Origin of the sequence: Reichenbachiella sp. MSK19-1 (assembly GCF_003590315.1) — a bacterium.
Taxonomy (GTDB): Bacteria; Bacteroidota; Bacteroidia; order Cytophagales; family Cyclobacteriaceae; genus Reichenbachiella; species Reichenbachiella agariperforans.
The window spans coordinates 1675868-1695790 of sequence record NZ_MIER01000002.1 but is presented as its reverse complement, the minus strand read 5'-3'; the positions used below and the strand labels follow the sequence as shown (position 1 = coordinate 1695790).

General features: G+C 42.2%; 27 protein-coding genes. 18 read left to right on the top strand and 9 right to left on the bottom strand.

Annotation, left to right across the window (positions count from 1 at the left end; translation table 11 throughout):
* Positions 1–13: 13 nt before the first annotated feature.
* Positions 14–1006 carry a GlxA family transcriptional regulator gene (locus BGP76_RS06930; protein WP_119844088.1) on the bottom strand — a complete coding sequence of 331 codons (993 nt, stop codon included), beginning with the start codon at positions 1004–1006 and terminating at the stop codon, positions 14–16.
* A 114-nt stretch (positions 1007–1120) separates the two neighbouring features.
* On the opposite strand from BGP76_RS06930, the gene BGP76_RS06925 reads away from it, so the two are divergent.
* The 4 genes from BGP76_RS06925 (at position 1121) to BGP76_RS06910 (ending at position 2703) form a co-directional block, all read left to right on the top strand.
* Positions 1121–1507, top strand: coding sequence for a VOC family protein (locus tag BGP76_RS06925; RefSeq protein ID WP_099600683.1), 387 nt, complete (start codon positions 1121–1123; stop codon positions 1505–1507).
* Between the two features lie 16 nt (positions 1508–1523).
* On the top strand, positions 1524–1904 hold the full coding sequence (locus tag BGP76_RS06920; protein WP_119844087.1) for a nuclear transport factor 2 family protein: 381 nt from the start codon (positions 1524–1526) through the stop codon (positions 1902–1904).
* A 98-nt stretch (positions 1905–2002) separates the two neighbouring features.
* Complete coding sequence (locus tag BGP76_RS06915; protein WP_119844086.1) at positions 2003–2440, top strand: VOC family protein; 438 nt, start codon at positions 2003–2005, stop codon at positions 2438–2440.
* Complete coding sequence (locus BGP76_RS06910; protein ID WP_073123209.1) at positions 2440–2703, top strand: hypothetical protein; 264 nt, start codon at positions 2440–2442, stop codon at positions 2701–2703. The genes BGP76_RS06915 and BGP76_RS06910 overlap by 1 nt, the downstream gene beginning before the upstream one ends.
* A 2-nt stretch (positions 2704–2705) precedes the next feature.
* Here BGP76_RS06910 and BGP76_RS20250 read toward each other — a convergent pair whose 3' ends face one another.
* The 3 genes from BGP76_RS20250 to BGP76_RS06900 form a co-directional block, all read right to left on the bottom strand.
* Positions 2706–2882 (bottom strand): hypothetical protein, encoded by a 177-nt coding sequence (locus BGP76_RS20250; RefSeq protein WP_158584111.1) that lies wholly within the window; start codon positions 2880–2882, stop codon positions 2706–2708.
* 171 nt (positions 2883–3053) lie between these two features.
* The gene (locus BGP76_RS06905; RefSeq protein ID WP_073123207.1) at positions 3054–3479 is read right to left on the bottom strand and encodes a DUF1573 domain-containing protein; all 426 of its coding nucleotides are present in this window, start codon (positions 3477–3479) and stop codon (positions 3054–3056) included.
* Between the two features lie 180 nt (positions 3480–3659).
* The gene (locus BGP76_RS06900; RefSeq protein ID WP_073123205.1) at positions 3660–5057 is read right to left on the bottom strand and encodes an ATP-dependent RecD-like DNA helicase; all 1398 of its coding nucleotides are present in this window, start codon (positions 5055–5057) and stop codon (positions 3660–3662) included.
* Between the two features lie 47 nt (positions 5058–5104).
* Between BGP76_RS06900 and BGP76_RS06895 the strand changes: the two genes are divergently transcribed.
* The 4 genes from BGP76_RS06895 (at position 5105) to coaD (ending at position 7617) form a co-directional block, all read left to right on the top strand.
* Positions 5105–5596, top strand: a complete 492-nt coding sequence (locus tag BGP76_RS06895) for an NUDIX domain-containing protein (protein WP_119844085.1) — start codon at positions 5105–5107, stop codon at positions 5594–5596.
* Positions 5597–5662: 66 nt separating this feature from the next.
* Positions 5663–6253, top strand: coding sequence for a hypothetical protein (locus BGP76_RS06890; RefSeq protein WP_073123200.1), 591 nt, complete (start codon positions 5663–5665; stop codon positions 6251–6253).
* 6 nt (positions 6254–6259) lie between these two features.
* A complete protein-coding gene (locus tag BGP76_RS06885) occupies positions 6260–7147 on the top strand; it encodes a DUF3822 family protein (protein WP_073123198.1) in 888 nt (295 codons plus the stop codon).
* Positions 7148–7158: 11 nt separating this feature from the next.
* Positions 7159–7617: a pantetheine-phosphate adenylyltransferase gene (gene coaD, locus BGP76_RS06880; protein ID WP_119844084.1), complete on the top strand. Its 459-nt coding sequence runs from the start codon at positions 7159–7161 to the stop codon at positions 7615–7617.
* A 9-nt stretch (positions 7618–7626) separates the two neighbouring features.
* On the opposite strand, the gene BGP76_RS06875 is transcribed toward coaD, so the two are convergent.
* The gene (locus tag BGP76_RS06875; RefSeq protein ID WP_119844083.1) at positions 7627–8310 is read right to left on the bottom strand and encodes an NUDIX hydrolase; all 684 of its coding nucleotides are present in this window, start codon (positions 8308–8310) and stop codon (positions 7627–7629) included.
* Positions 8311–8402: 92 nt separating this feature from the next.
* On the opposite strand from BGP76_RS06875, the gene pyrE reads away from it, so the two are divergent.
* Positions 8403–9053 carry an orotate phosphoribosyltransferase gene (gene pyrE / locus BGP76_RS06870; RefSeq protein WP_073123192.1) on the top strand — a complete coding sequence of 217 codons (651 nt, stop codon included), beginning with the start codon at positions 8403–8405 and terminating at the stop codon, positions 9051–9053.
* Between the two features lie 66 nt (positions 9054–9119).
* Here the strand turns inward: pyrE and BGP76_RS06865 are convergent, their stop codons facing one another.
* Genes BGP76_RS06865 through BGP76_RS06855 form a run of 3 tightly spaced genes read right to left on the bottom strand, consistent with a single transcriptional unit; the run spans position 9120 to position 11920 of the window.
* Positions 9120–9884: a TIGR02757 family protein gene (locus BGP76_RS06865; protein WP_119844082.1), complete on the bottom strand. Its 765-nt coding sequence runs from the start codon at positions 9882–9884 to the stop codon at positions 9120–9122.
* A 7-nt stretch (positions 9885–9891) separates the two neighbouring features.
* Entirely contained in the window at positions 9892–11166 is a 1275-nt protein-coding gene (locus BGP76_RS06860) for a LysM peptidoglycan-binding domain-containing protein (RefSeq protein ID WP_119844081.1), read from the bottom strand.
* The gene (locus BGP76_RS06855; protein WP_147407398.1) at positions 11150–11920 is read right to left on the bottom strand and encodes a hypothetical protein; all 771 of its coding nucleotides are present in this window, start codon (positions 11918–11920) and stop codon (positions 11150–11152) included. Before BGP76_RS06855 ends, BGP76_RS06860 begins: the two co-directional genes overlap by 17 nt.
* A 94-nt stretch (positions 11921–12014) precedes the next feature.
* Here BGP76_RS06855 and BGP76_RS06850 point away from each other — a divergent pair, with 94 nt between their 5' ends.
* The 9 genes from BGP76_RS06850 to BGP76_RS06810 are packed head-to-tail and all read left to right on the top strand — an operon-like array spanning position 12015 to position 18844.
* Positions 12015–13361, top strand: coding sequence for a nodulation protein NfeD (locus BGP76_RS06850; protein WP_119844079.1), 1347 nt, complete (start codon positions 12015–12017; stop codon positions 13359–13361).
* Positions 13361–13819, top strand: coding sequence for a nuclear transport factor 2 family protein (locus BGP76_RS06845; RefSeq protein ID WP_119844078.1), 459 nt, complete (start codon positions 13361–13363; stop codon positions 13817–13819). The genes BGP76_RS06850 and BGP76_RS06845 overlap by 1 nt, the downstream gene beginning before the upstream one ends.
* Positions 13816–13995, top strand: a complete 180-nt coding sequence (locus tag BGP76_RS06840; RefSeq protein WP_073123180.1) for a hypothetical protein — start codon at positions 13816–13818, stop codon at positions 13993–13995. The genes BGP76_RS06845 and BGP76_RS06840 overlap by 4 nt, the downstream gene beginning before the upstream one ends.
* A 59-nt stretch (positions 13996–14054) precedes the next feature.
* Positions 14055–14612, top strand: coding sequence for a hypothetical protein (locus BGP76_RS06835; protein ID WP_147407397.1), 558 nt, complete (start codon positions 14055–14057; stop codon positions 14610–14612).
* 1 nt (position 14613) lies between these two features.
* Positions 14614–15360 carry an LVIVD repeat-containing protein gene (locus tag BGP76_RS06830; protein ID WP_119844077.1) on the top strand — a complete coding sequence of 249 codons (747 nt, stop codon included), beginning with the start codon at positions 14614–14616 and terminating at the stop codon, positions 15358–15360.
* A gap of 3 nt (positions 15361–15363) precedes the next feature.
* Entirely contained in the window at positions 15364–16098 is a 735-nt protein-coding gene (locus BGP76_RS06825) for a hypothetical protein (RefSeq protein ID WP_119844076.1), read from the top strand.
* Entirely contained in the window at positions 16095–16754 is a 660-nt protein-coding gene (locus BGP76_RS06820) for an HAD family phosphatase (protein ID WP_119844075.1), read from the top strand. The genes BGP76_RS06825 and BGP76_RS06820 overlap by 4 nt, the downstream gene beginning before the upstream one ends.
* A 38-nt stretch (positions 16755–16792) precedes the next feature.
* Positions 16793–18442, top strand: a complete 1650-nt coding sequence (gene pgi, locus BGP76_RS06815) for a glucose-6-phosphate isomerase (RefSeq protein ID WP_073123169.1) — start codon at positions 16793–16795, stop codon at positions 18440–18442.
* 30 nt (positions 18443–18472) lie between these two features.
* A complete protein-coding gene (locus BGP76_RS06810; RefSeq protein ID WP_073123167.1) occupies positions 18473–18844 on the top strand; it encodes a methylglyoxal synthase in 372 nt (123 codons plus the stop codon).
* Positions 18845–18970: 126 nt separating this feature from the next.
* Here BGP76_RS06810 and BGP76_RS06805 read toward each other — a convergent pair whose 3' ends face one another.
* Positions 18971–19699 (bottom strand): metallophosphoesterase, encoded by a 729-nt coding sequence (locus tag BGP76_RS06805; protein ID WP_119844074.1) that lies wholly within the window; start codon positions 19697–19699, stop codon positions 18971–18973.
* Positions 19700–19923 lie beyond the last annotated feature (224 nt).

Genomic DNA, 19923 nt, shown 5'->3' with positions numbered 1-19923 from the left:
TGGCTGAATCATATTATGGATGATTTTGCTCAGCATATCCTCTCATGTACTTCTGCCGGTACTCTAATGGACTGATCCCTACGTGTTTCTTAAATACCTCTCTAAAAGCCTTGGCGTCATTGTAGCCTGTGTTGTACATCACCTCGGTGATATTCTTTTTGCCTATTTCTAAGTCTCTTTTGGCCGCCTCGACTCGTATGCGCTGCATATATTCGATGACTGTGTTTGTGGTCGCTTTTTTGAACCTTCGTTCAAAGGTTCTTCGGCTTACAGCGAAACGCTCACAGAGTTCGTCCATTATCACTTTCTCAGCATAATGGGTTTCCAGATATTCTTGTGCTTTCTTTACGACATCATCGTCATGATCCTTTTGTCCTTTGAAGATAATGAAGGGGGATTGGCTGTGTCGGTTGATGTCGATTTCGAATATTTTGGAAGAGAGTACTGCCATGTCTCTACCGACAAATTTCTCGATGAGGTAGAGGTTGAGGTTCAATGAGGAGTAAGCGCCACCACTCGTGTAGACACCCTGTTGGTCGGTGATGATTTTATCATCCACGAGATTGATATCAGGATACATCTCTCGAAACTCCCTTGTCATCAGCCAGTGCGTCGCACAGTTTTTTCCATCCAAAAGCCCCGTTTGGGCCAGTAAGAAAGCTCCGATGCAGAGACTTGCTACTTCAGATCCTTTTTGATACTGATCGATGATCCAAGGGACGAAAGCCTGGTTGAGCTTCAAAACCGTACGAATATCCCCATGAATGGCGGGGATGATGATGAGGTCAGTATGATCCACCTCGTCGATCGTTAGGTCTGGCTTTATACTGAATATACCGTTGCTGATTTGACTTTCCTTGGTCTGACCGATCAAGTGCACATCAAAGAGAGGGCATTGCCCTGTGCGTTCCAAATGGCCATTGGCCATCGTAAACATCTTGTGGGTAGCTTCTAGGTTGCTGAGGCTAGTGTCCCCTTCGGGTACGAGAATGGAGATGTGTTTCATATGAGCAAGCTACGAATTAACCTTGTCGTGATCAACCCCTTACAATGTCGTATTGACACTGCATGTTTGAATATGATTTTTATGAACTTTGATACAATCAAAAACCAAGAAAAGATGAAACAAGATTTGTGGCTCAATTTGCCGGTAAAAGACCTAGAGAAAACGAAAGCCTTTTTTAGTGAGTTAGGCTTTGAAGCCTTGCGTGATGCTCCCGACATGATTGGATTCAGAATCGGAGGTGTGCCTGTCATGATGGTGACTCACGCACAGTTCGAAAAATATGCTATACAAACCATCACAGATACCTCTAAGAGTACGGAAGTACTCATCTCGGTAGGGGCACCAGACAAGGAATATGTAGATGATATGGCTGTGAAAGTAGCAGCGCTAGGCGGTGAAGTATTTTCACCGCCGGCTGACATTCAAGGATGGATGTACGGCTGTGCCTTTGCTGATCTAGATGGGCACCGGTGGAATCTTTTATACATGAGCGATCATTGATGAAAACTATGATACAATGACTAAAATAACTGTAACCCCAGACTGTGGAAACGCTCCTAAGAAGGGCTTTCTCAAAGACTTTAATATCGCATTTGCCAAAGGGGATGTGGATTTCATCATCGAGCACGTCAGCGATGATATACGTTGGGAAATCTACGGAGACCGATCCATCCAAGGCAAGGAACAGTTCTCCAAAGCAATCAATGCCATGAAAAACTATGTAGCTGATGAAGTGGTCATACATACAATTATCACCCATGGCAAAGATGCTTCACTCCAAGGGGAGATGAAGATGACGGATAAGACCTACGCTTTTTGTGATGTGTATCGCTTTGCCAGTGCTGGTAGCTCCATCATCAAAGAAATGCATTCTTACGTGATAGAAACTACCCAATGAAGGTTCTAGGTATTCATCTCTCAATACCCACATCAGTAGAGGAGCAAAGCGCCAACTTGGCGAAATAAATATATCAGTTTAAACTAAATCCAATAACCATGGCAGCAGTAAGCACCTATCTCAATTTTTCTCGAAACACAGAGGAAGCATTCAATTTTTATAAGTCCATTTTTGGAGGGGAATTCTTCGGAGATGGTCCTATGCGGTTTGGAGATATTCCTCCACAAGAAGGGGTGCCTCCTATGGCTGAAGAGGACAAGAATCTAATCATGCATATCGAACTGAAAATATTGGGCTGTCACAACCTCATGGGGACAGACGCTCCTGAGTCGATGGGGTTCCAATTGAATTTTGGAAACAATGCCTATATCAATCTCCAGCCGGATACCCGTGTAGAAACCAAGCGTTTGTTTGATGGGTTGTCCAAAGACGGACAGGTGACCCAAGAGCTTCAGGAGATGTTTTGGGGGGACTATTATGGGAGCTGCATTGATCAGTTTGGAGTGCAGTGGATGTTCAACTGTGGAGAGAAATAATGAACCAGAGCGATACCTTGATCCCTCAGGCTGACCCGCTTTTGTCTACGGTAGAAGTATTTAAAACCAACGTCACCGATGAAGGGCAGGCCAGTAGCATTTTGGGGTATTTATCAGCCAAGTGGCCTGACCTGAGTATTAATTTCGACTTGGGCGATTGTGACCGCATCTTGAGAGTGGAGAGTCCAGAGGGTGAGGTAGATATCCGAGAAATCATCAAAGTTGTGGAGGGGTTCAATCATATGATCGAAAGGCTGTACTAAGGTTAGCCAACAGGTAACTTGGAGTAACCTGTTGGCTGGTGTGGGTATCTTATCAGTCCTTGACGATGTGTCGCTATGCGAGACTGGGTCTGGTAGGAGCGAGGTACACCACGTTTGTCCTGAAAGATCGCAAAGGAATTTTCACCTCTTCTATCTGATCTGCTTCTTGATTCATTCATCCCCAAAAGGGATAAAATGAATGTATAATTTTAACCCCTGTGAAGCGATCTTCGAAGGGGTTTATTCTGTAACAGAAGTTTTATCTTGAGTGTGTGTTAAATAAAAAACGGCTATTTGATGATCTTGAGAGATCATCAAATAGCCGTTTTAGCGAAATTTTGGTGTAGAGATTAAGAATCTCCTTCTTCTGATATAGGAGCCGGTGGGAGGACGTTGGTCACGATCTTTACACGCTCAGGATTGTTACTGGCGTTGCTTGTAATGGTAATCACTTTGTTTTGGTGACCGATTTTACCACGGCTGTTGAACGTTACATCTATTTTGCTAGATTCTCCTGGAGCGATGGCTTCTCTTGGCCAGCTAGAGGCAGTACATCCGCAGGTCGTTTGGACGTTCGATAGGAGTAGGGGTTGATTGCCATCATTAGTGAATTCAAACGTGTAGTTCACTTTGTCCCCTTGTGTGATGTCCCCAAAATCATATGATGAGGTGATGAAACTGATGTGTGGTCCTGCAGGGATTACTTCTGCACCTTCCTGAGCCCATGTAGTCATAGTACTGAGCACCAACGCGAGTATGAATATGCTTCTTTTCATTTTATTAGATTTTTGTTCGAATACAAACGAGAAATAAACTCGTCCGTTGTCTGTCAATATTTCAATTGTATCTACGAAAGAAGCAATTTCTGTCCAATTTTCCTTTTGATTGGTCAATAAATCTCTTTATTAGAGATGTGAAAAAATGTTAACCCTCCTTAACAAATGCGTCGTTCGACGTTAAAAGAACTTCTTGTCAAAGTTGACCAAGAACAATTCTGTCTTAGCACGAGTCATGGCGGTGTAGGCCCATCGAATAAAATCCGTTGCATCGTATTCCTCACCGAGATAGCCCTGATCCACGAATACCGCATCCCACTGCCCACCTTGTGACTTGTGACAAGTGAGCGCATAAGCATATTTGACTTGTAGTGCATTGAGGTATGGATCTTGCTTCATGGCTTCTTTTTGCTTCGCTCTAGGGAGATCTGCATAATCTGCGAGGACACTTCGGTAGAGAGCCTGGTTGTCTTCCCGAGACATAGAAGGGCTGTAGCTATGTAGGCCTTCTAGCAGTACCTTAACTTCAAAGGGTTTGACATCTGGGTAGTCTACTAGCTGTATCTCTAGGTCTGCGAAGCGTAGGCCATGTAGCTCTTCATCACGCTTAATTTTGAGAACCTCCATGAAGTCACCATTGGCCAGAAAACCTGAGGGCACTTCGTCCGTCGCAAAGCTGTAATTATTTCGCGCGATCATGAGTAGGTCGCCTGCTTCGAGTTCTCCCTCTCTGTAGAGGAGTTGGTTTCGGATGTAATGGTTGTACATCACAGCGTTCTTGTTGGATCGACAAATGACGAGTGTGTTTTCTATTCCGTATTTGTCATGAGCGTAGCGCAGACCATCTTCTAGTTTTTCGGAAGTCATGCGGTATATATCCGTATGGGACTTGGTTTGTAAAGAGAGTGTTTGACTCTTAGTTCCGAGAGCATTTCTTAGAGAAGTGGCATTGACTAATATGCCGCTATCTGCGGCTTGGCGAGTGATCTCAGTCAAGGTGCTACCATATACGTTTAGATTAAAAACCTCACTAAGGTAGCTCGTGTCCAGTGCGAGACTCTTGGACTGATGCACAGGCGGGAGCTGTGCTGTATCACCAATCAAGATGAGTTTGTTGTTTTGTGTCTCAAAAACATAATCTATCAAATCGCTCAACAGACTACCCGATTGGTAGTCTGATTCGGCACTGATCATAGATGCTTCGTCTACAATGAACACCGTATTGCTTTGGTAGTTTTTGGTCTTGCTAAAGACAGGTCCTAAATCCTCCTTGTCTGTTTTGGTTTTATAGATACGCTTGTGGATAGTAAAGGCCGTTCGTTTGGAATACTGGCTGATCACCTTAGCTGCTCGACCTGTTGGTGCTAGAAGAACAAATTTGTAATTGAACAGCGGTAGGGTTTTGACTAATGCACCGACGGTGGTTGTTTTTCCAGTTCCTGCATAGCCTTGGAGTACAAAAGTAGGTTTTTCCTCACGAGAGGCGATGAATTGATCGAACTGCAAGAACATAGCGGCTTGACTGGCGGTAGGTTCGTGTTCAAATTTGTTCTTTAATATTTCGGAGGGTAAGGGCAATTCGATAGGTTTATGTTTTGTAAACACAATGATAAGTATCGTCTACTATGTGCAGTGAGGAAATTAAAAGTATTTTTGGAAACCAAGTGCGCGTACGTGTCATGGGGTTGTACAGGGAGGGGGATAGTATCTTACTTCTAAATCATAGTGGTCTTAACTCAGCGAATGAACTATGGTTGCCACCAGGTGGCGGGGTTGATTTTGGGGTGGGATTAGAGGATGTATTGGTTCAGGAGTTTCGCGAGGAGTTGGGAGTTGATATAGTGCCAGGAGCATTTTTGTTTATGCATGAGTTTAGGCATGATACCTTGCACGCTATCGAGTTGTTCTTCGAAATAGATCAGCTCATAGGAGAGCCTATAATTGGTCGTGATCCTGAAATGGCAGAGAAGCAAATCTTACAAAACTATCGTTTTTGGTCTGTTTCAGAGATACAAAATCATAATTTGGATTGCTTTCATCCTGTGTTTCAGAAGCTTCGAAACATGGACGAATTATTTGGTATTCGAGGATTTTTTAAATTTGAAAAGAATATCTAAAATAGCATTTGGTTAAAACCAGAATTACTCTAAAAATATTTATACTTGCAAAAAATTGAACTACGAATGGAGAAAACTAAAATCATATCAGTCGTCTTTCTTGTCATCGCATTGGGTATCGCATATTACCTAGGAAGCAGCATATATACTTCTATCACTGAGACGGAGAGAATAGAAAATATGGAGAATAGAGTGATCAATAAATTGTCTATGATTAGAGAGGCACAGATCGCTTATCAAACTGTCAATGGTAATTACACGAGTGATTGGGGTAAGTTGAAAAGCTTTGTCGATTCAGGTGAGTTCTATTTGATCAGTAAAATCGAGCATATAATTACCCTAGACTATGGTGCGGATAGTGTTTACGTAGAATTAGATACTTTAGGAACTGTCTCGGTTAAAGATTCTCTTTTCTCTGCTAAAAAGTACCCGAAATTTAATCTTGAAACCTTATCTAAGATACCAGGTACTAAAGATGCCGAGTTTGGTATGTGGGCAGACGAAATCGAAAAAGGTGGTGTAAAAGTAGATGTAGTTGAAGTATGGGATACTGCACCGACTAACCCAGCAAGAAACGAAAAGAATGAGGCTAGAACAAGAAAGCCATTGAGATTCGGATCAAGAACTAATATAACAACCGCAGGTAACTGGGAGTAATCAACTTTGGAGACAGCAAAATCCACGTCATACAAACTAATATCAAGAGTCAAAGACAATAGGTTCGATGTAGACAAACTACACGACTATTGTCTTTTACTGCAAATAGGTATTAGAGATATTCAGATATGTGTCACAGACACTAAGGATAACTCTTGCCTGTTGGTAGAGGACTTTTCGTTGTTGGATATCAAAACCGTCAATGCACGACTCAAAGTGCTGGCGAGCTTGTTTGAGAATCATCACCTGCTCAAAGCAGGTTTTTGGGATTCGATAAAGCTATCTCTCAAAAGTCATAAATTTTCGTTGGTACCAACTTCTCATTTTATTCCTGAGTCTATCAGTGAATATCTGAAGCTGAACTGTGTGGTCAATCCTAATGTAGAAGGGCAATATTACTACCAACATAAATCGTCCAATGTTGTCAACGCATTTGCGTCAGACAAGCGTTTGGTCAACTGGATACAATCCCTATATCCAGCTAAAGAAATCACTATACTACATCAAGGTAGTGCGCTGATAGAAGCAGTATTGGGACAGAGAGCGCAAGAGGGTAAGGGTGTCTATTGCATTCTTGATAGAAACGTATTACATGTATTTGTCTCTCAAGATAATCAACTACACTACTACAACCAGTTTTCTATCAAGTCGAGCCAAGAACTATTAAAGTATGTCATGCTGGTGTTCAAAGAGTTTAATCTCGATCAACGTACACAGCCTGTAGTTTTCTGGGGCACGCTTTCTGAGAAGGGAGAATCGCTCGTGCTGTTGCGCAAGTATATTCGCAACGTTTCCTTAGGCAAGAAACCATCTTTCCTAAAGTTCAATTACATGTTTGATGAGATTCCAGATCATCATCATATCGATCTGTTCAGTATGCATCTTTGCGACTAAAGTCTCAGAGCATGACTGACAAGAAAATCGCTTTATTTCCAGGTTCATTTGACCCCTTTACAAGAGGACATGAGGATATTATTCGTCGGGCGATGGGGCTCTTTGATGAGGTAATCGTTGCTATCGGGCATAATTCTAAAAAGCAACGTTACTTTGAAATCGATTTCATGATCGAGCGAATTGAGTCTGTTTTTGCAGATACAGACAAAGTTAAAGTCATAACTTACAATGAACTCACAGCTTCCCTAGCCAAAAAACATGGTGCACGGTATCTGCTTAGGGGATTACGCAATACGACGGATTTCGAATATGAGAATAGTATCTCGCAGGTTAATCGTTACCTAAACACATCTCTGGAGACTGTCTTTTTGATCACCTCGCCAGAGTACGCTCATATTAGCTCTACCATCATTCGTGAAGTACATAAGTACGAGGGGGATATTAGTCCTTTTGTTCCTTATGATTTGTGATTTTTGAGGTTACACTTCGACATTCTTAGAGATAATCTCACGGTATTTTTTGACGACTTGCTCGATCGTGCGGTAGGAGTGATGCATGGCTATATCTACCTCTGAATTAGTCATAAATAGTGCTTTGTCAATATTCTCTTCTTTCTGTGGCTTGATATTGCTGTCATCTAGACATTCCATGCGATACCAATGGGTTTTTTTGATCACATATTTGTGATTCATGAGGTAGGTGTGCCATGTAGCACAGATTTTTTCTATGATTTTAACTTTTGCGCCCGTTTCTTCCTCTACTTCACGTTCTGCTCCGTCTTTCTTTGTCTCTTTTTTTTCTAGTTTCCCTTTTGGGATGTCCCAAAGGTTGTTTCTATGGATGAGGAGTATTTTGTCGTCTTTTTCAACAATCCCTCCAGCTGCTTCTACAAGGTTAAAGTGAGAGATGAGATACTCTTGGGCTTTGAGTTTATTCTTGACTACTATTTCTACACTCTTTAGCTTGTGATGCTTTTTGTTCGTCATGATTTTGAGCAACTTATCGATCGCACTGTCACTCTTGTTTTGGATCAGAACATGACCTTTGAGTTTTGCCAGCGGGATGATATTTTCGGTATCTATCAGTTTCAGATCATATTCCTTGATGTCCTTTCTCCTCGCGTCACGAATGCGCACTGGAATATCATTGATGTAGATTTTCATAGAAAATAATAAAAAGTACTAGTTGCACAATAATAGAAAAGTCTAGAGAATATAATTATCAAAATGGATTATAAAATTGCTAATTTCGCATCATGAGTAATCAAGGAAATAACGTCGCGCTTCGATCGAGAATCGCATCAGAGTTGCTACGCATTAAAGCCATCAAACTAAGTCCGAACGAGCCTTTCAAATGGAGTTCGGGATGGAACTCACCCATCTATTGTGACAACCGTATGACACTGTCTTATCCAGATCTGCGTACGATGATCAAAAATGCTTTCGTACAGGATATCAAATTGAGATACCCAGAAGCGGAAGTTATCGCTGGTGTGGCTACTGCGGGGATACCTCAGGGTGCTATCATCGCAGAGGCGATGAATCTACCATTCATCTATGTGCGCGACAAAGCCAAGTCCCATGGGATGACCAATAGAATCGAAGGACGGATTCAGGAAGGTAAAAATGTAGTAGTGATAGAGGATTTGATCTCTACAGGTGGTAGTTCTATCCGAGCGATAGAGGCGCTCAGAGAGGCGAATATGAAGGTACTTGGACTAGGAGCGATATTTACCTATGGATTCCCTGATGCAGATAAGAACTTGAGTGAAGCGGAAGTGGATTATTTTACGCTATCAGGCTATGATGTACTACTTGATATTGCAAAACAAGAAAATTACATTGAAGAAGAAGCCAAAGCATCTTTGGAGGCATGGAGGAAAGATCCTGCTAACTGGAATGCTTAAGGGTTTATTTTTTGAAGAAATAGGAAGGTCTCGATTTGGTCGAGACCTTTTTTGTTTGGTCACTTTTTAAAACTTCTCAATCACACCTAGTCCGAACAGTGCAAAGTCATATTTGACAGGGTCTTTCAAATCCATGAGTCGAAGTTGCTGAGTCAGTTGTTCGGCGGCTTGCCAGTCGCTTTGTGTGCGAGAGAGTAGGTTGAGTTTGAGAGCCGTTCGCTGTACATGCACATCTAGTGGGCAGATGAGTTGTGAGGGTTGTAGTGTGTTCCAAATCCCGAAATCTACGCCGAGGTTATCTTGCCTCACCATCCACCTTAGAAACATGTTGATGCGTTTGCAGGCTGATTTTCGCTGAGGGGTAGAGACATGCTTTTTGGTACGGTCTGGCGCAAAATCTAGACTGAAGAAGTAGTTGTGATAGTGCGTCAAAGCATCTTTGGTCGTATTGCCTGTTGGTGAGATGAAGGCCGTTTCGAGCGATTCATGTCGCTGGTAGTGATGCTTCAGAAAAGCGATGAAATATAAAGTATCAGTTGCGTTGAAGGTTCGGTGCTTGAAGTTCAGAAGAGGTTTTAGATCATCTTCTGAGTGGTTCAGTACAAAATCATGAGGTGTATTGTCCATCATGGCCAATAGTTCTCGGCATTTGTTGATAATGGTTTTTCGCAATCCCCACGCTAGAGTCGCGGCAAATAGTCCTGCGATTTCTATATCCTGCTGCTTTTGAAAAGCATGAGGGATACAAATTGGATCTTCGGCGATGAAGTCAGGGCGGTTGTAGAGCGTCACTTTTTCATCCAAAAAATCAATCAAACGTTGATCTATCATTGTCCTGCTATTGCTCTACGTACTTCGACTTGACGGGAACTTTGATGTCTATACCTCCTAATCCCTCGAAAGCCGCATGAGAGATACGAATCATTACATTTTTGTTGAGTCCAGTCTCTGGAAGGATACCGACGACTCGTACTACTACCGTGTTGCCATTCATTTGGTTGGTTACACGTATTTTGGTGCCTGGGGCAGCATCTCTATGTAGTGCGAGATATTTAGTGGTATGGTCGGTGTCTTGTATTTCCATGGCGAACCCTTCTTGTTGGATTTCGACTTTCCCATCGCTGTTTACACTTGCTTTTGTTTTGATGGGGGCGTTGTCTGTCTTGACGAAGATCGTATCGAGTGGTTGTTTTTTCTTTTTAGGTTTCAGTTTGGTTTCTTCTTCTTCTTTGACTTCTTCTTGGGTCATGGAAGGGGCTCTTTCCGATATAATTAGTTTTTGACCAATGTCGAGATTATAAGATTCTAGGTGATTCCAAGCCACCAAGGTGTCTAGGTCTACGTCGTATGTCTTGGATATTCTGAACAATGTCTCTGATGGCTGGACGAAGTGGTAGAGGGAGCTGTCTATCGGCTCAGCTGACTCTTGAGGTGATGTTGGAGTCGTGAGGTTGGGGCGGGGTTGCATACCTAAATCTAGCGTATCTCCAATACTGAGACTGTTGGACATGAGCTGGTTGTAGCTACGCAGTGAATCTACACTGATGTCATAGGTTCGGGATATCCCAAATAAGGTTTCGGAAGGCTGTACTACATGGTAGCGCGATCCAGTGAGAGGTGTAGACGGTTGTTTTTGTGTAGCTGGACTGGGTGCAGGACCTAAAACGAGGGTGTCTCCGACACTAAGACTATTGGTGTAGAGATGGTTGTAGGCTTTGAGTGAGTCTACTGATATGTTATATAACCTAGATATAGCAAAGAGAGTTTCTCCTTGTGCTACGATATGTGTTTGGGATTGGTCTGAGTTGATTTGATGAGTTTTAGGAGAGGATTGATCTATCTTTTGCGTCGTTTTGTTGTAAGGGATTTTTAGCTCAGTATACATTTTTAATCCATCACTGAGGGAGGGGTTATACTCTTGTATCTCGTCAACAGTGACATTGTAGCGTCGCGAGATGGCATAGAGGGTCTCTTGTGGTTCTGCTCGGTGTATGATGAAACGCTTTCCATTGATCTTTTCCATACGCAGACTGTCCAGCGTATGCGCATGTGTCTGATAGAGAGCGGGAATTGTCAAGATGAAAATGAATAGTGACTTATAGATGAATGACATTCAATGTGGATTTACCTGTGACAAAAATGAGTTGATTATTACAAACGAAGAAGGTGTCTTTACCGATTCCTTTGAGACCATCAGCTAACAAAAACTTCTCCAAATGTTGTCCCTGTTCATCAAAGATGGATAAGTAGTTGGATACTTTTTTGTTTTCGATGACATAATAAGAAACAATAAGCTTTTTTTGTTCTTTCAAGAATTCACAGGACTTGACAGGCATCAAATCTTGCTGGTTTAATAATTTTTCAAACCAGGTGAAATAACTGGATTGATCGGAGTAGGCTGTTGGGTAGCGAGTTTCAGTTGTTTTATTCTTGTCATTGACTTGTGACAAAACCTCACCAGTCAATACATCCATCAGCACGGTCTTGCCCTGAAAGTGTGGGTGAGGGGTTTTGATCCAGCCTGCTCCATGATCCAATATTTGAGAGTCAATCTGTGCAAAGGTTGGGTTTGGGTCTCCCCATCTAAAACTGAAAATCTCTACTGAGTTGGGGTTGTTCTGATCCGAAAATCGCTGGGTTAGAACATATTCATTTGAGAATGATTTTAGTACTACATTTTGATAATCATTACCTAGAGACAACTCTTTTGTGATTTCCTGTGTCGTTAGATTGACCAGGTAGAAGGCAGGAATGTTATCGTCAAGATACTCTAAAGTCAAGTGCTGGCCGCTGGGGTCAGGGAGCATGTAGAGAATGGGGCCAGCGGTGGTAAGTTCTAGGTGGCTGAGTGGTGATTCGGTAGACAAATTATGTACGGTTGCTAGAGGTTTAAAACACAAATTAGGATAGAAATCCATATAATTGCCAGTAACTAAGATTCTAATTTACAATTCTGTCTGAATGAAATCTAAACTATATTTTTTCCTCTGTTTCGTTGGTCTTCTGTGTATGTCTCTCATGGGGTGGACACAAACCGACAGCACCTTAGTGTTCTTGATGAAACTGGACGCGGAGATAGATCCCCGAACCAACCGCTATACTGAACAAGCACTAGACAAAGCGCTCGAAGTGGGTGCTGACATAGTTGTCATAGAAATGGATACTTATGGCGGAGCACTCAATGATGCAGATGATATTCGTACACGTGTTTTGGAGTTCGAAAAACCCGTGTATGTCTATATTAACAAGGATGCCGCCTCGGCGGGTGCGCTGATTTCGATTGCATGTGATAGCATATTCATGGCAAAGGGTGCTTCGATAGGAGCAGCCACTGTGGTGACGCAGGATGGTTCTGCTGCGCCAGACAAATATCAGTCGTATATGCGCTCTATCATGCGTTCTACTGCAGAGGCTACAGGTCGAAACCCACAGATTGCTGAGGCGATGGTCGATGAGACGATAGAGGTGGATGGAATATCCGCTACTGGCAAGGTGATTACTTTTTCGACCTCAGAGGCAATTAAACACGGTTTTTGTGAGGCACAGGTGGATGGATTGGATCAAATCATGGAAAGATCAGGCGTAGCAGACTATGAGCTATATGAGTTTGAGTTGGGATTATCGGAGAAAATTATAGCAGTGTTTATCAATCCTTTCGTGAGTGGCATTCTTATACTGATCATACTGGGCGGAATCTATTTTGAGCTACAGTCTCCGGGAGTAGGTTTTCCGATTTTGGCTGCATTAGTGGCACTGGTACTCTACTTCATTCCATACTATATGAATGGTCTGGCGGAGTACTGGGAGTTGGCGTTGTTCTTTATAGGGATCGTATTGATCGGTCTGGAGATATTTGTGATCCCCGGTTTTGGGGTTGCAGGGATTGCGGGGATTTTCTTGTCTACGGGTTCGTTGATACTGGTGATGATTAACAATGACCTGTTTGATTTCTCTTTCGTGCCAGCGGATACTATCGCTACTGCTGCTTTGACGACATTTTTGGGACTGATCGGCGCATTTATCTTGATGTTTGTGGGGGGTGTTCGGTTGATAGATTCTCAGATGTTTAAGCGCGTATCATTGCCCATGGTCATGGATGCCAAACAAGGCTATTCGTCTAACTTCAAAAAGGAATCTTTCCTCGGTAAAGAAGGTGTGGCTTATACTGTCCTGCGTCCGAGTGGTAAAGTGATGATCGATGAAGAAATCCATGACGCATATAGTAGAGGAGAGTACATAGATAAGGATAGTGCCATCGTCGTGATTGGCCAGGAAGGGAATTCCTTGAAAGTGAAAATGAAAGCATAATGAAGAGAGTTTTAGTCGTTGTTTTGTTGATTACCTCATTGCAGATACGAGCGCAAGAGGCTGAAATCAATCAGCTGATGGATGATTGGCATCAGGCAGCCGCTAATGCTGATTATGAAAGCTACTTTGATGTGATCGCTGAGGATGGTTATTATCTGGGGACGGATGAGTCAGAAGTCTGGACAAAAGGGGAGTTTCAGACTTTCTGCGAACCTTATTTTGCGCAAAAAAATACTTGGGATTTTCACCCGAAGAGAAGGAAAGTTTTTCTGAGTCAGGATCAAAAAATGGCTTGGTTCGAGGAAGTCCTCGAGACATGGATGGGGCCGTGTCGAGGCTCTGGAGTTCTGATGCATGACGGAGCACAATGGCAGATCAAACAATATAATTTGGCCGTACTCGTGTCGAATGAGAATATTAAATCCTATTTGGAAATTTTAGCAAGAGAGAAGAAATGAATAAGATCAAAGTGTTGACGGTAGTGTATTGGATCATGTTTGCAGTAGCGATATGGGCTTTTTATGTGAGTTTACGATCCAAAACCCAGCAACTGGAATATTCCCTAATCGCACTAGGGGTATGGGCAGCTGCTTACGGGGTGCATTATTACCTCAAACGACTAAAAAATCACTAGTACTAGTGTGAGTAATTATGTATTGATAATGCTTAACTTTAATAAAAAATGAACCAACTATGAAAACAACTGCTAGACTAAGCAGGTGGCACTCATTTATATATGCTGTGTCGTTGGCTGCTGTAATGTTTGCCTGTGTGGATGATGATGTGCCTGTTTTTAACAATGGCTACATCGAAGCATATGTACCGATCTATTCGTTAGACGAATCTACCGAAGTAGAGATTACCGAAGCGCAGGAATTTATCAACCCGGGTAAAATATATAAATACGCAGATTATATTTTTATCTCCGAGGCGAGCCGTGGCTTTCATATAATTGACAACTCCACGCCAAGTAGCCCCGTCAAATCTGGCTTTTTCAATATCCCTAAAAACAACAACATAGCCGTCAAGGATAATGTGGTGTATGCTGATTCAGGTTTTGATCTATTAGCAATCAAGATCATGTCAGACGGTAGTCTGGATGTTAGACGTAGTGTCGGTATGTTTGATATTGGTGTGACTGGTGACTTGCCTCCATTGCCAGGGTTTTACTTCGAGTGCGTGGATGATGAAAAAGGAACTGTGATCGGATGGGAGAAACAAACTATACTAGACCCTCAATGCTACTACTAAGATGAAGAAACTAAACTTAATATTAACGATAGTTCTCGCATTTGCCTTGTGGTCATGTGAGGATGGTGAATCTGCCTTTGAGTTTGATAATCAAGGCACTTCTACGAGTGGATCGATTGCTAAATTTCAAATCGATAGTAAATACCTCTATGTGGTAGAGGAGAACTCTTTGTCTATCTATGATGTGACAGATTTTGAGCAACTGAGCCAGTTGTCAAAGGTCTATGTCGATAGAGAAGTAGAAACGTTGTTCCGGTTAGGAGATATACTTTACCTAGGGACTACTTCGGGTGTTTTGTTCTACGATATCACGAATGTGAATCAACCGAGCTATGTGTCTTCGTATGATCATATCACTGCATGTGATCCTGTCGTGTCTGATGGTAGCTATGCATATTCCACGCTCCGTAGTTCAAATACCTGTGGGGGAGGTAGTGACGTGTTGGATATTATCAACTTATCAGATATATCAGCGCCTAGTTTGACGGCTTCCTATGATGTGGCTTCTCCCTATGGTTTGGTGCTGTTTGACAACTATCTCTATGTGGGACAGGGATTGAACGGGATGAAAGTCTTTGATATTACAGATGTAACTGCCGTGACAGAGGTGGTGTCTTATGATGAGATCACAGCGATTGACTTTATCAGAGATGGAGATAACCTTATCATTACTACGCGTACTGGATTGGTGCAGGCTAAGGTAGGTGATGATGGGACATTGAGTATTTTGAGCAAAATAAACTACTAAGCTATGCCAACCAAACTAAATAAGATCATTCTTGCTATTGCTTTATTGATAGGTGTCAGTGGCACAGCAATGCAAGCACAGGATTATAATGTTCAAGATTTTAATGCTGGTATAGGAGTCAATTTTGCACCTATATTTAGCAACTATCCAGCCGTGTTATTTTCTGCACATGCCTTGTTCAAAGATCAAATATGTATCGAAGTGGGTGGAGGTCCATTGATGGGATCAGAAATGTGGGCGACCATGGAGGATAGACGAACTGGCGAGATAGAGATTCCTATTGTGAGATTTTTTTCAGATATAGGGGACAATGATGTTATAGATCATGAGCAAGGATTTAAGGCTTTTGGTGAGTTTAAATATTATGCCTTGACAGGAAAACACAAACCTTTCTTTGGAACGGGGTATTCTTATTTACAGTCAGATTATAGTGCGTCCTACGTGGTGTCTATTCATGAGGGGGCAGGTCGATACTATTATAGAAATGTGACAGAGGACTATCGCGCTACAGTCATGACCTACTACGTCATGCTGGGGTATCGCTTGACTTTTGCTGATCAGAAAATGTTCTTTGAGACAGGTGTTAACTTTAATTATGTAGACAAGGATATTACACCAGCCTTTGTGTATACTGAAGAGGATGTGCAGACTAATATCAATACGGTCGAGAATATTGATAAATATCCATTACCTATTTCCTTTGATTTAAAATTAGGTGTGCTGTTATTTACTAAATGAGTAAAATAGATTTTGAGGGTATCGATGCGGTTATATTCGATATGGATGGGGTGATCATAGATAGTGAACCTATTTCGCGCTATGTCGTGGATCAGATGATGTTTGATAGAGGGTATCGGGTAGAACCAGAGCTGCATAATGAGTTTGTAGGTAGAAAGACCTCAGTCAAATGGAAGTATTTTGTCGAGCGTTTTGCACTGAACGATGATGTAGAAACTCTGACCAAGACATCCGACGAGCAGTACCTGATGTACATCCAAGAAGAAGAAATGGAACCTCTCCATGGATTACGCTATTTGCTCAGTCATCTCGAAAAGCTTAATAAAAAAATGATCGTAGCTTCTTCTGCTACAGGGCATAATATTCGTTTGGTTTTAGATAAATTTGGCATCTCAAACTACTTTCAAGATTATGTAAGTAGTGATGATGTGAAACAGGCAAAACCCAATCCTGATATTTTTTTATTAGCAGCGCAAAAGCTAGCTGTAGATCCCCACAAATGTTTGGTGATTGAAGATTCAAATAGTGGTATTCTGGCAGCCAATGCGGCTGGGATGGCATCTATTGGTTTTAAGAATCCTAACTCTGGCAATCAGGATCTGCACATGGCAGTTACAGTTGTTGATTCGTTGGAGGAGATTATAGATCTCGTCTGATTTAAGGGCAAAATAATTTATCAAAAAGTATAACGAATATGTTTCCAAAAGTAAATCCAGCACAAACGGACTCTTGGGCTGACTTAGAAGATCTGTACGAAGAGATCTCGAAAGAACCTATCATAGAAATGTTCAACAATGATCCTGAACGGTTCTCTAAGTTTTCTATCCAATGGAAAGAATTTTTAGTGGATTACTCCAAAAATATCATTGATGAGAAGACCATCGCTGCGTTGCTGAAGTTAGCTGAGGAGTGCCAACTCAAAGAAGCCATAGAAGCGATGTTCACTGGCGAAAAAATCAATGAAACAGAAAACCGTGCAGTCCTGCACACAGCACTTCGAAGTAACAGCACTGAGCCGTTGCTCGTGGATGGTGTAGATGTACGACCTTTGATCCAAACGGAGCTAAAGAAAGTAGAAGCATTCGCTAAACAGTTTCATGCGGGAGAACTCAAGGGCTACTCTGGAAAGAAACTCAATACCATTGTCAATATCGGGATTGGAGGGTCTGATTTGGGACCTTATATGGTCACCGAAGCATTGAAGCCTTACACCGTAGAGGGTATTACAGCCCATTTTGTATCGAACGTAGATGGGTCTCATATCCACCAAGTCCTGCAGAAAGTCAACCCAGAGGAAACACTGTTTATCGTGGCTTCTAAGACTTTTACGACGCAGGAGACCATGACTAATGCACAATCTGCGAAGGATTGGTTTTTGGACTATGCCAAATCGGAGACTGAGATTGCGAAGCATTTCATCGCACTATCTACCAACCAAACTGCTGTAGAGGCATTCGGTATCGATGCGAAAAATATGTTTGAGTTTTGGGATTGGGTAGGCGGTCGATACTCACTGTGGTCATCTATAGGCGCATCTATTGCTTTGACGATTGGTTTTGATAACTTCAAGGAGTTGCTAGACGGAGCAGAAGCGATGGATATTCACTTTAGAGAGACAGCATTCGGAGAAAACCTGCCTGTTATTTTGGCGCTTTTGGGAATTTGGTACAACAACTTCTTTGGAGCAGAATCACATGCAATCCTTCCTTATGACCAGTACTTGCACCGATTTGCGAGCTACTTGCAGCAAGGTGATATGGAGAGTAATGGTAAATTCGTAGACAGAAACGGTGATCCGATCGCTATACAAACTGGTCAAGTGATCTGGGGAGAACCTGGGACCAATGGCCAGCATGCGTTTTATCAACTGATTCACCAAGGGACGAAGTTGATCGCGTCAGACTTCATTGCTACAGCTCAAAGCCAAAACCCAGTAGGGGATCATCATCCGAAATTATTGGCTAACTTCTTTGCGCAGACCGAAGCGTTGATGAAGGGGAAAGTAGAGGAGCAAGTGGTAGCAGAGCTACTAGCTGCTGGCAAAACTGAAGAAGAGATCGATGCATTGATGCCGTTCAAGGTTTTCGAAGGGAATCAACCGACTAACTCTATTTTGATTAAGAAATTAACTCCCTATAACTTAGGAGCTATGATCGCAATGTATGAGCACAAAATCTTCGTACAAGGTGTGATCTGGAACGTGTTTAGTTTCGATCAGTGGGGAGTAGAACTCGGAAAGCAATTGGCAGGTGCAATCTTGCCAGAATTGCAAGATGATGCGACTGTTGATACTCATGATGGATCTACTAATGCACTGATCAACCAATGGAAGGCTTGGAGATAGCCTATTGATTAACTACTAAACGAGATAGAAATGAAAATAGCAGTGATAGCACACGATGGAATGAAAGCCGAAATGGTTGGTTTTCTACGTGAAAATGAAGATAAATTAGTAGGCGCAGAGCTAGTCGCTACAGGTACCACAGGTTCACATGCCGAAAAGGGTGGTTTGAAAGTGCATAAATTTTTGTCTGGCCCAATGGGGGGTGATGCGCAGATTGCTACGCTGGTAGCGGAGAAGAAACTCGATCTAGTGCTATTCTTTCGTGATCCACTGGGAAAGCATGCACATGAGCCGGATATTCAGATGCTGATGAGGTTGTGTGATGTGCATAATATCCCACTGGCAACCAACCCTGCAGGAGCACAGTTGTTGCTGGATGGATTGTATGGGAAGAGTAAGTAAGAGCAAACCAGAAGTAAAAAAGGCTACTGATCGATGATCAGTAGCCTTTTTTGTTTGTCTTGTATTGATTACACAAAAATGGATAGAGATACTTAATGAAGTATCTAGTACTAATTAGATTCTACATTATCTAGCCTCTCTGAGCGCTTCGGCGTAGGAGTTGTCAAATTCACTTTCTTCTATTGCAGTAGCGGCTCTTTCTACGTTGTACTCGATTCTTCGAAAGGTGACTTTAATGGTGTTAGGATTATTGGCTTCCAGAGTATCATTCAGTTCTATGATTGCGTAACATCCTCTATTGTCACCATCTTTTGGTTTGCCTACTGACCCGATATTGACAACATGCTTGAATCGCTGCCCATGTTCAATCACTCGATAAAAAGGCTTATGTGTATGCCCACAGAGTAGAACATCTGTTTGGTTTTGATCCATCATTTCCAATACCTTTTTTTCGGGATAGTCAATCACCATGTAGTCATTGATGGATTTTACGCTACCATGAACCAATAAAAAGTTGAAGTTGTGATTGTCTCTTGCAAAAGACAGAGAGAACTGTCTAGGCAGGTTGATCAAGTAATTTCTGTTCTCTTCGGTTGTCAATGCGCGAGTCAATCCACGGTTTGAGGGCTGATCTTCCAGAATTTCGGAACTCAACAGTGCTTCATCATGATTGCCCATAATCGTGGCTATTCGTCTTTTGCGTATTTCATGTACGACTTCATTGGGCCATACGTTGTATCCCACCAAGTCCCCCAAACAATAAACGGCATCTGGATTTTCAGAATCTAGGTCTTCAAAGAAGGCCTCAAGAGCTGGTAAGTTGGCATGTATGTCAGAGAAGAAGGCAATTTTCATGGTATGGCTATTATGCGTGGATGGTGATGATTTTTTGGTTATGCAGTATTGTTTTATTGCAATAATACGATTTGAATATTTGTCATCCTACCATTGGTAGTATATACTTCGAAGGGTTTTCTGAAAATAAGTAAGGGTAGTGAGGGGAGCGATAGAGTACTAAAAGGGTTTAAACCCTACTTTCCTTCATACTAGCAAGCAGGGTTTAAACCATGGAGTTCTAA

Coding starts and splice junctions, on each gene's coding strand:
- BGP76_RS06810 (WP_073123167.1), top strand. CDS start 18,473: ATGAAAATAGCAGTGATAGCACACGATGGAATGAAAGCCGAAATGGTT.
- BGP76_RS06820 (WP_119844075.1), top strand. CDS start 16,095: ATGAGTAAAATAGATTTTGAGGGTATCGATGCGGTTATATTCGATATG.
- BGP76_RS06905 (WP_073123207.1), bottom strand. CDS start 3,479: ATGAAAAGAAGCATATTCATACTCGCGTTGGTGCTCAGTACTATGACT.
- BGP76_RS06825 (WP_119844076.1), top strand. CDS start 15,364: ATGCCAACCAAACTAAATAAGATCATTCTTGCTATTGCTTTATTGATA.
- BGP76_RS06875 (WP_119844083.1), bottom strand. CDS start 8,310: ATGAAAATCTACATCAATGATATTCCAGTGCGCATTCGTGACGCGAGG.
- BGP76_RS06850 (WP_119844079.1), top strand. CDS start 12,015: ATGAAATCTAAACTATATTTTTTCCTCTGTTTCGTTGGTCTTCTGTGT.
- BGP76_RS06830 (WP_119844077.1), top strand. CDS start 14,614: ATGAAGAAACTAAACTTAATATTAACGATAGTTCTCGCATTTGCCTTG.
- BGP76_RS06860 (WP_119844081.1), bottom strand. CDS start 11,166: ATGTCATTCATCTATAAGTCACTATTCATTTTCATCTTGACAATTCCC.
- BGP76_RS06930 (WP_119844088.1), bottom strand. CDS start 1,006: ATGAAACACATCTCCATTCTCGTACCCGAAGGGGACACTAGCCTCAGC.
- BGP76_RS06895 (WP_119844085.1), top strand. CDS start 5,105: ATGTGCAGTGAGGAAATTAAAAGTATTTTTGGAAACCAAGTGCGCGTA.
- BGP76_RS06845 (WP_119844078.1), top strand. CDS start 13,361: ATGAAGAGAGTTTTAGTCGTTGTTTTGTTGATTACCTCATTGCAGATA.
- BGP76_RS06915 (WP_119844086.1), top strand. CDS start 2,003: ATGGCAGCAGTAAGCACCTATCTCAATTTTTCTCGAAACACAGAGGAA.
- BGP76_RS06835 (WP_147407397.1), top strand. CDS start 14,055: ATGAAAACAACTGCTAGACTAAGCAGGTGGCACTCATTTATATATGCT.
- BGP76_RS06920 (WP_119844087.1), top strand. CDS start 1,524: ATGACTAAAATAACTGTAACCCCAGACTGTGGAAACGCTCCTAAGAAG.
- BGP76_RS20250 (WP_158584111.1), bottom strand. CDS start 2,882: ATGAATGAATCAAGAAGCAGATCAGATAGAAGAGGTGAAAATTCCTTT.
- BGP76_RS06865 (WP_119844082.1), bottom strand. CDS start 9,884: ATGATAGATCAACGTTTGATTGATTTTTTGGATGAAAAAGTGACGCTC.
- BGP76_RS06925 (WP_099600683.1), top strand. CDS start 1,121: ATGAAACAAGATTTGTGGCTCAATTTGCCGGTAAAAGACCTAGAGAAA.
- BGP76_RS06890 (WP_073123200.1), top strand. CDS start 5,663: ATGGAGAAAACTAAAATCATATCAGTCGTCTTTCTTGTCATCGCATTG.
- pyrE (WP_073123192.1), top strand. CDS start 8,403: ATGAGTAATCAAGGAAATAACGTCGCGCTTCGATCGAGAATCGCATCA.
- coaD (WP_119844084.1), top strand. CDS start 7,159: ATGACTGACAAGAAAATCGCTTTATTTCCAGGTTCATTTGACCCCTTT.
- pgi (WP_073123169.1), top strand. CDS start 16,793: ATGTTTCCAAAAGTAAATCCAGCACAAACGGACTCTTGGGCTGACTTA.
- BGP76_RS06910 (WP_073123209.1), top strand. CDS start 2,440: ATGAACCAGAGCGATACCTTGATCCCTCAGGCTGACCCGCTTTTGTCT.
- BGP76_RS06805 (WP_119844074.1), bottom strand. CDS start 19,699: ATGAAAATTGCCTTCTTCTCTGACATACATGCCAACTTACCAGCTCTT.
- BGP76_RS06840 (WP_073123180.1), top strand. CDS start 13,816: ATGAATAAGATCAAAGTGTTGACGGTAGTGTATTGGATCATGTTTGCA.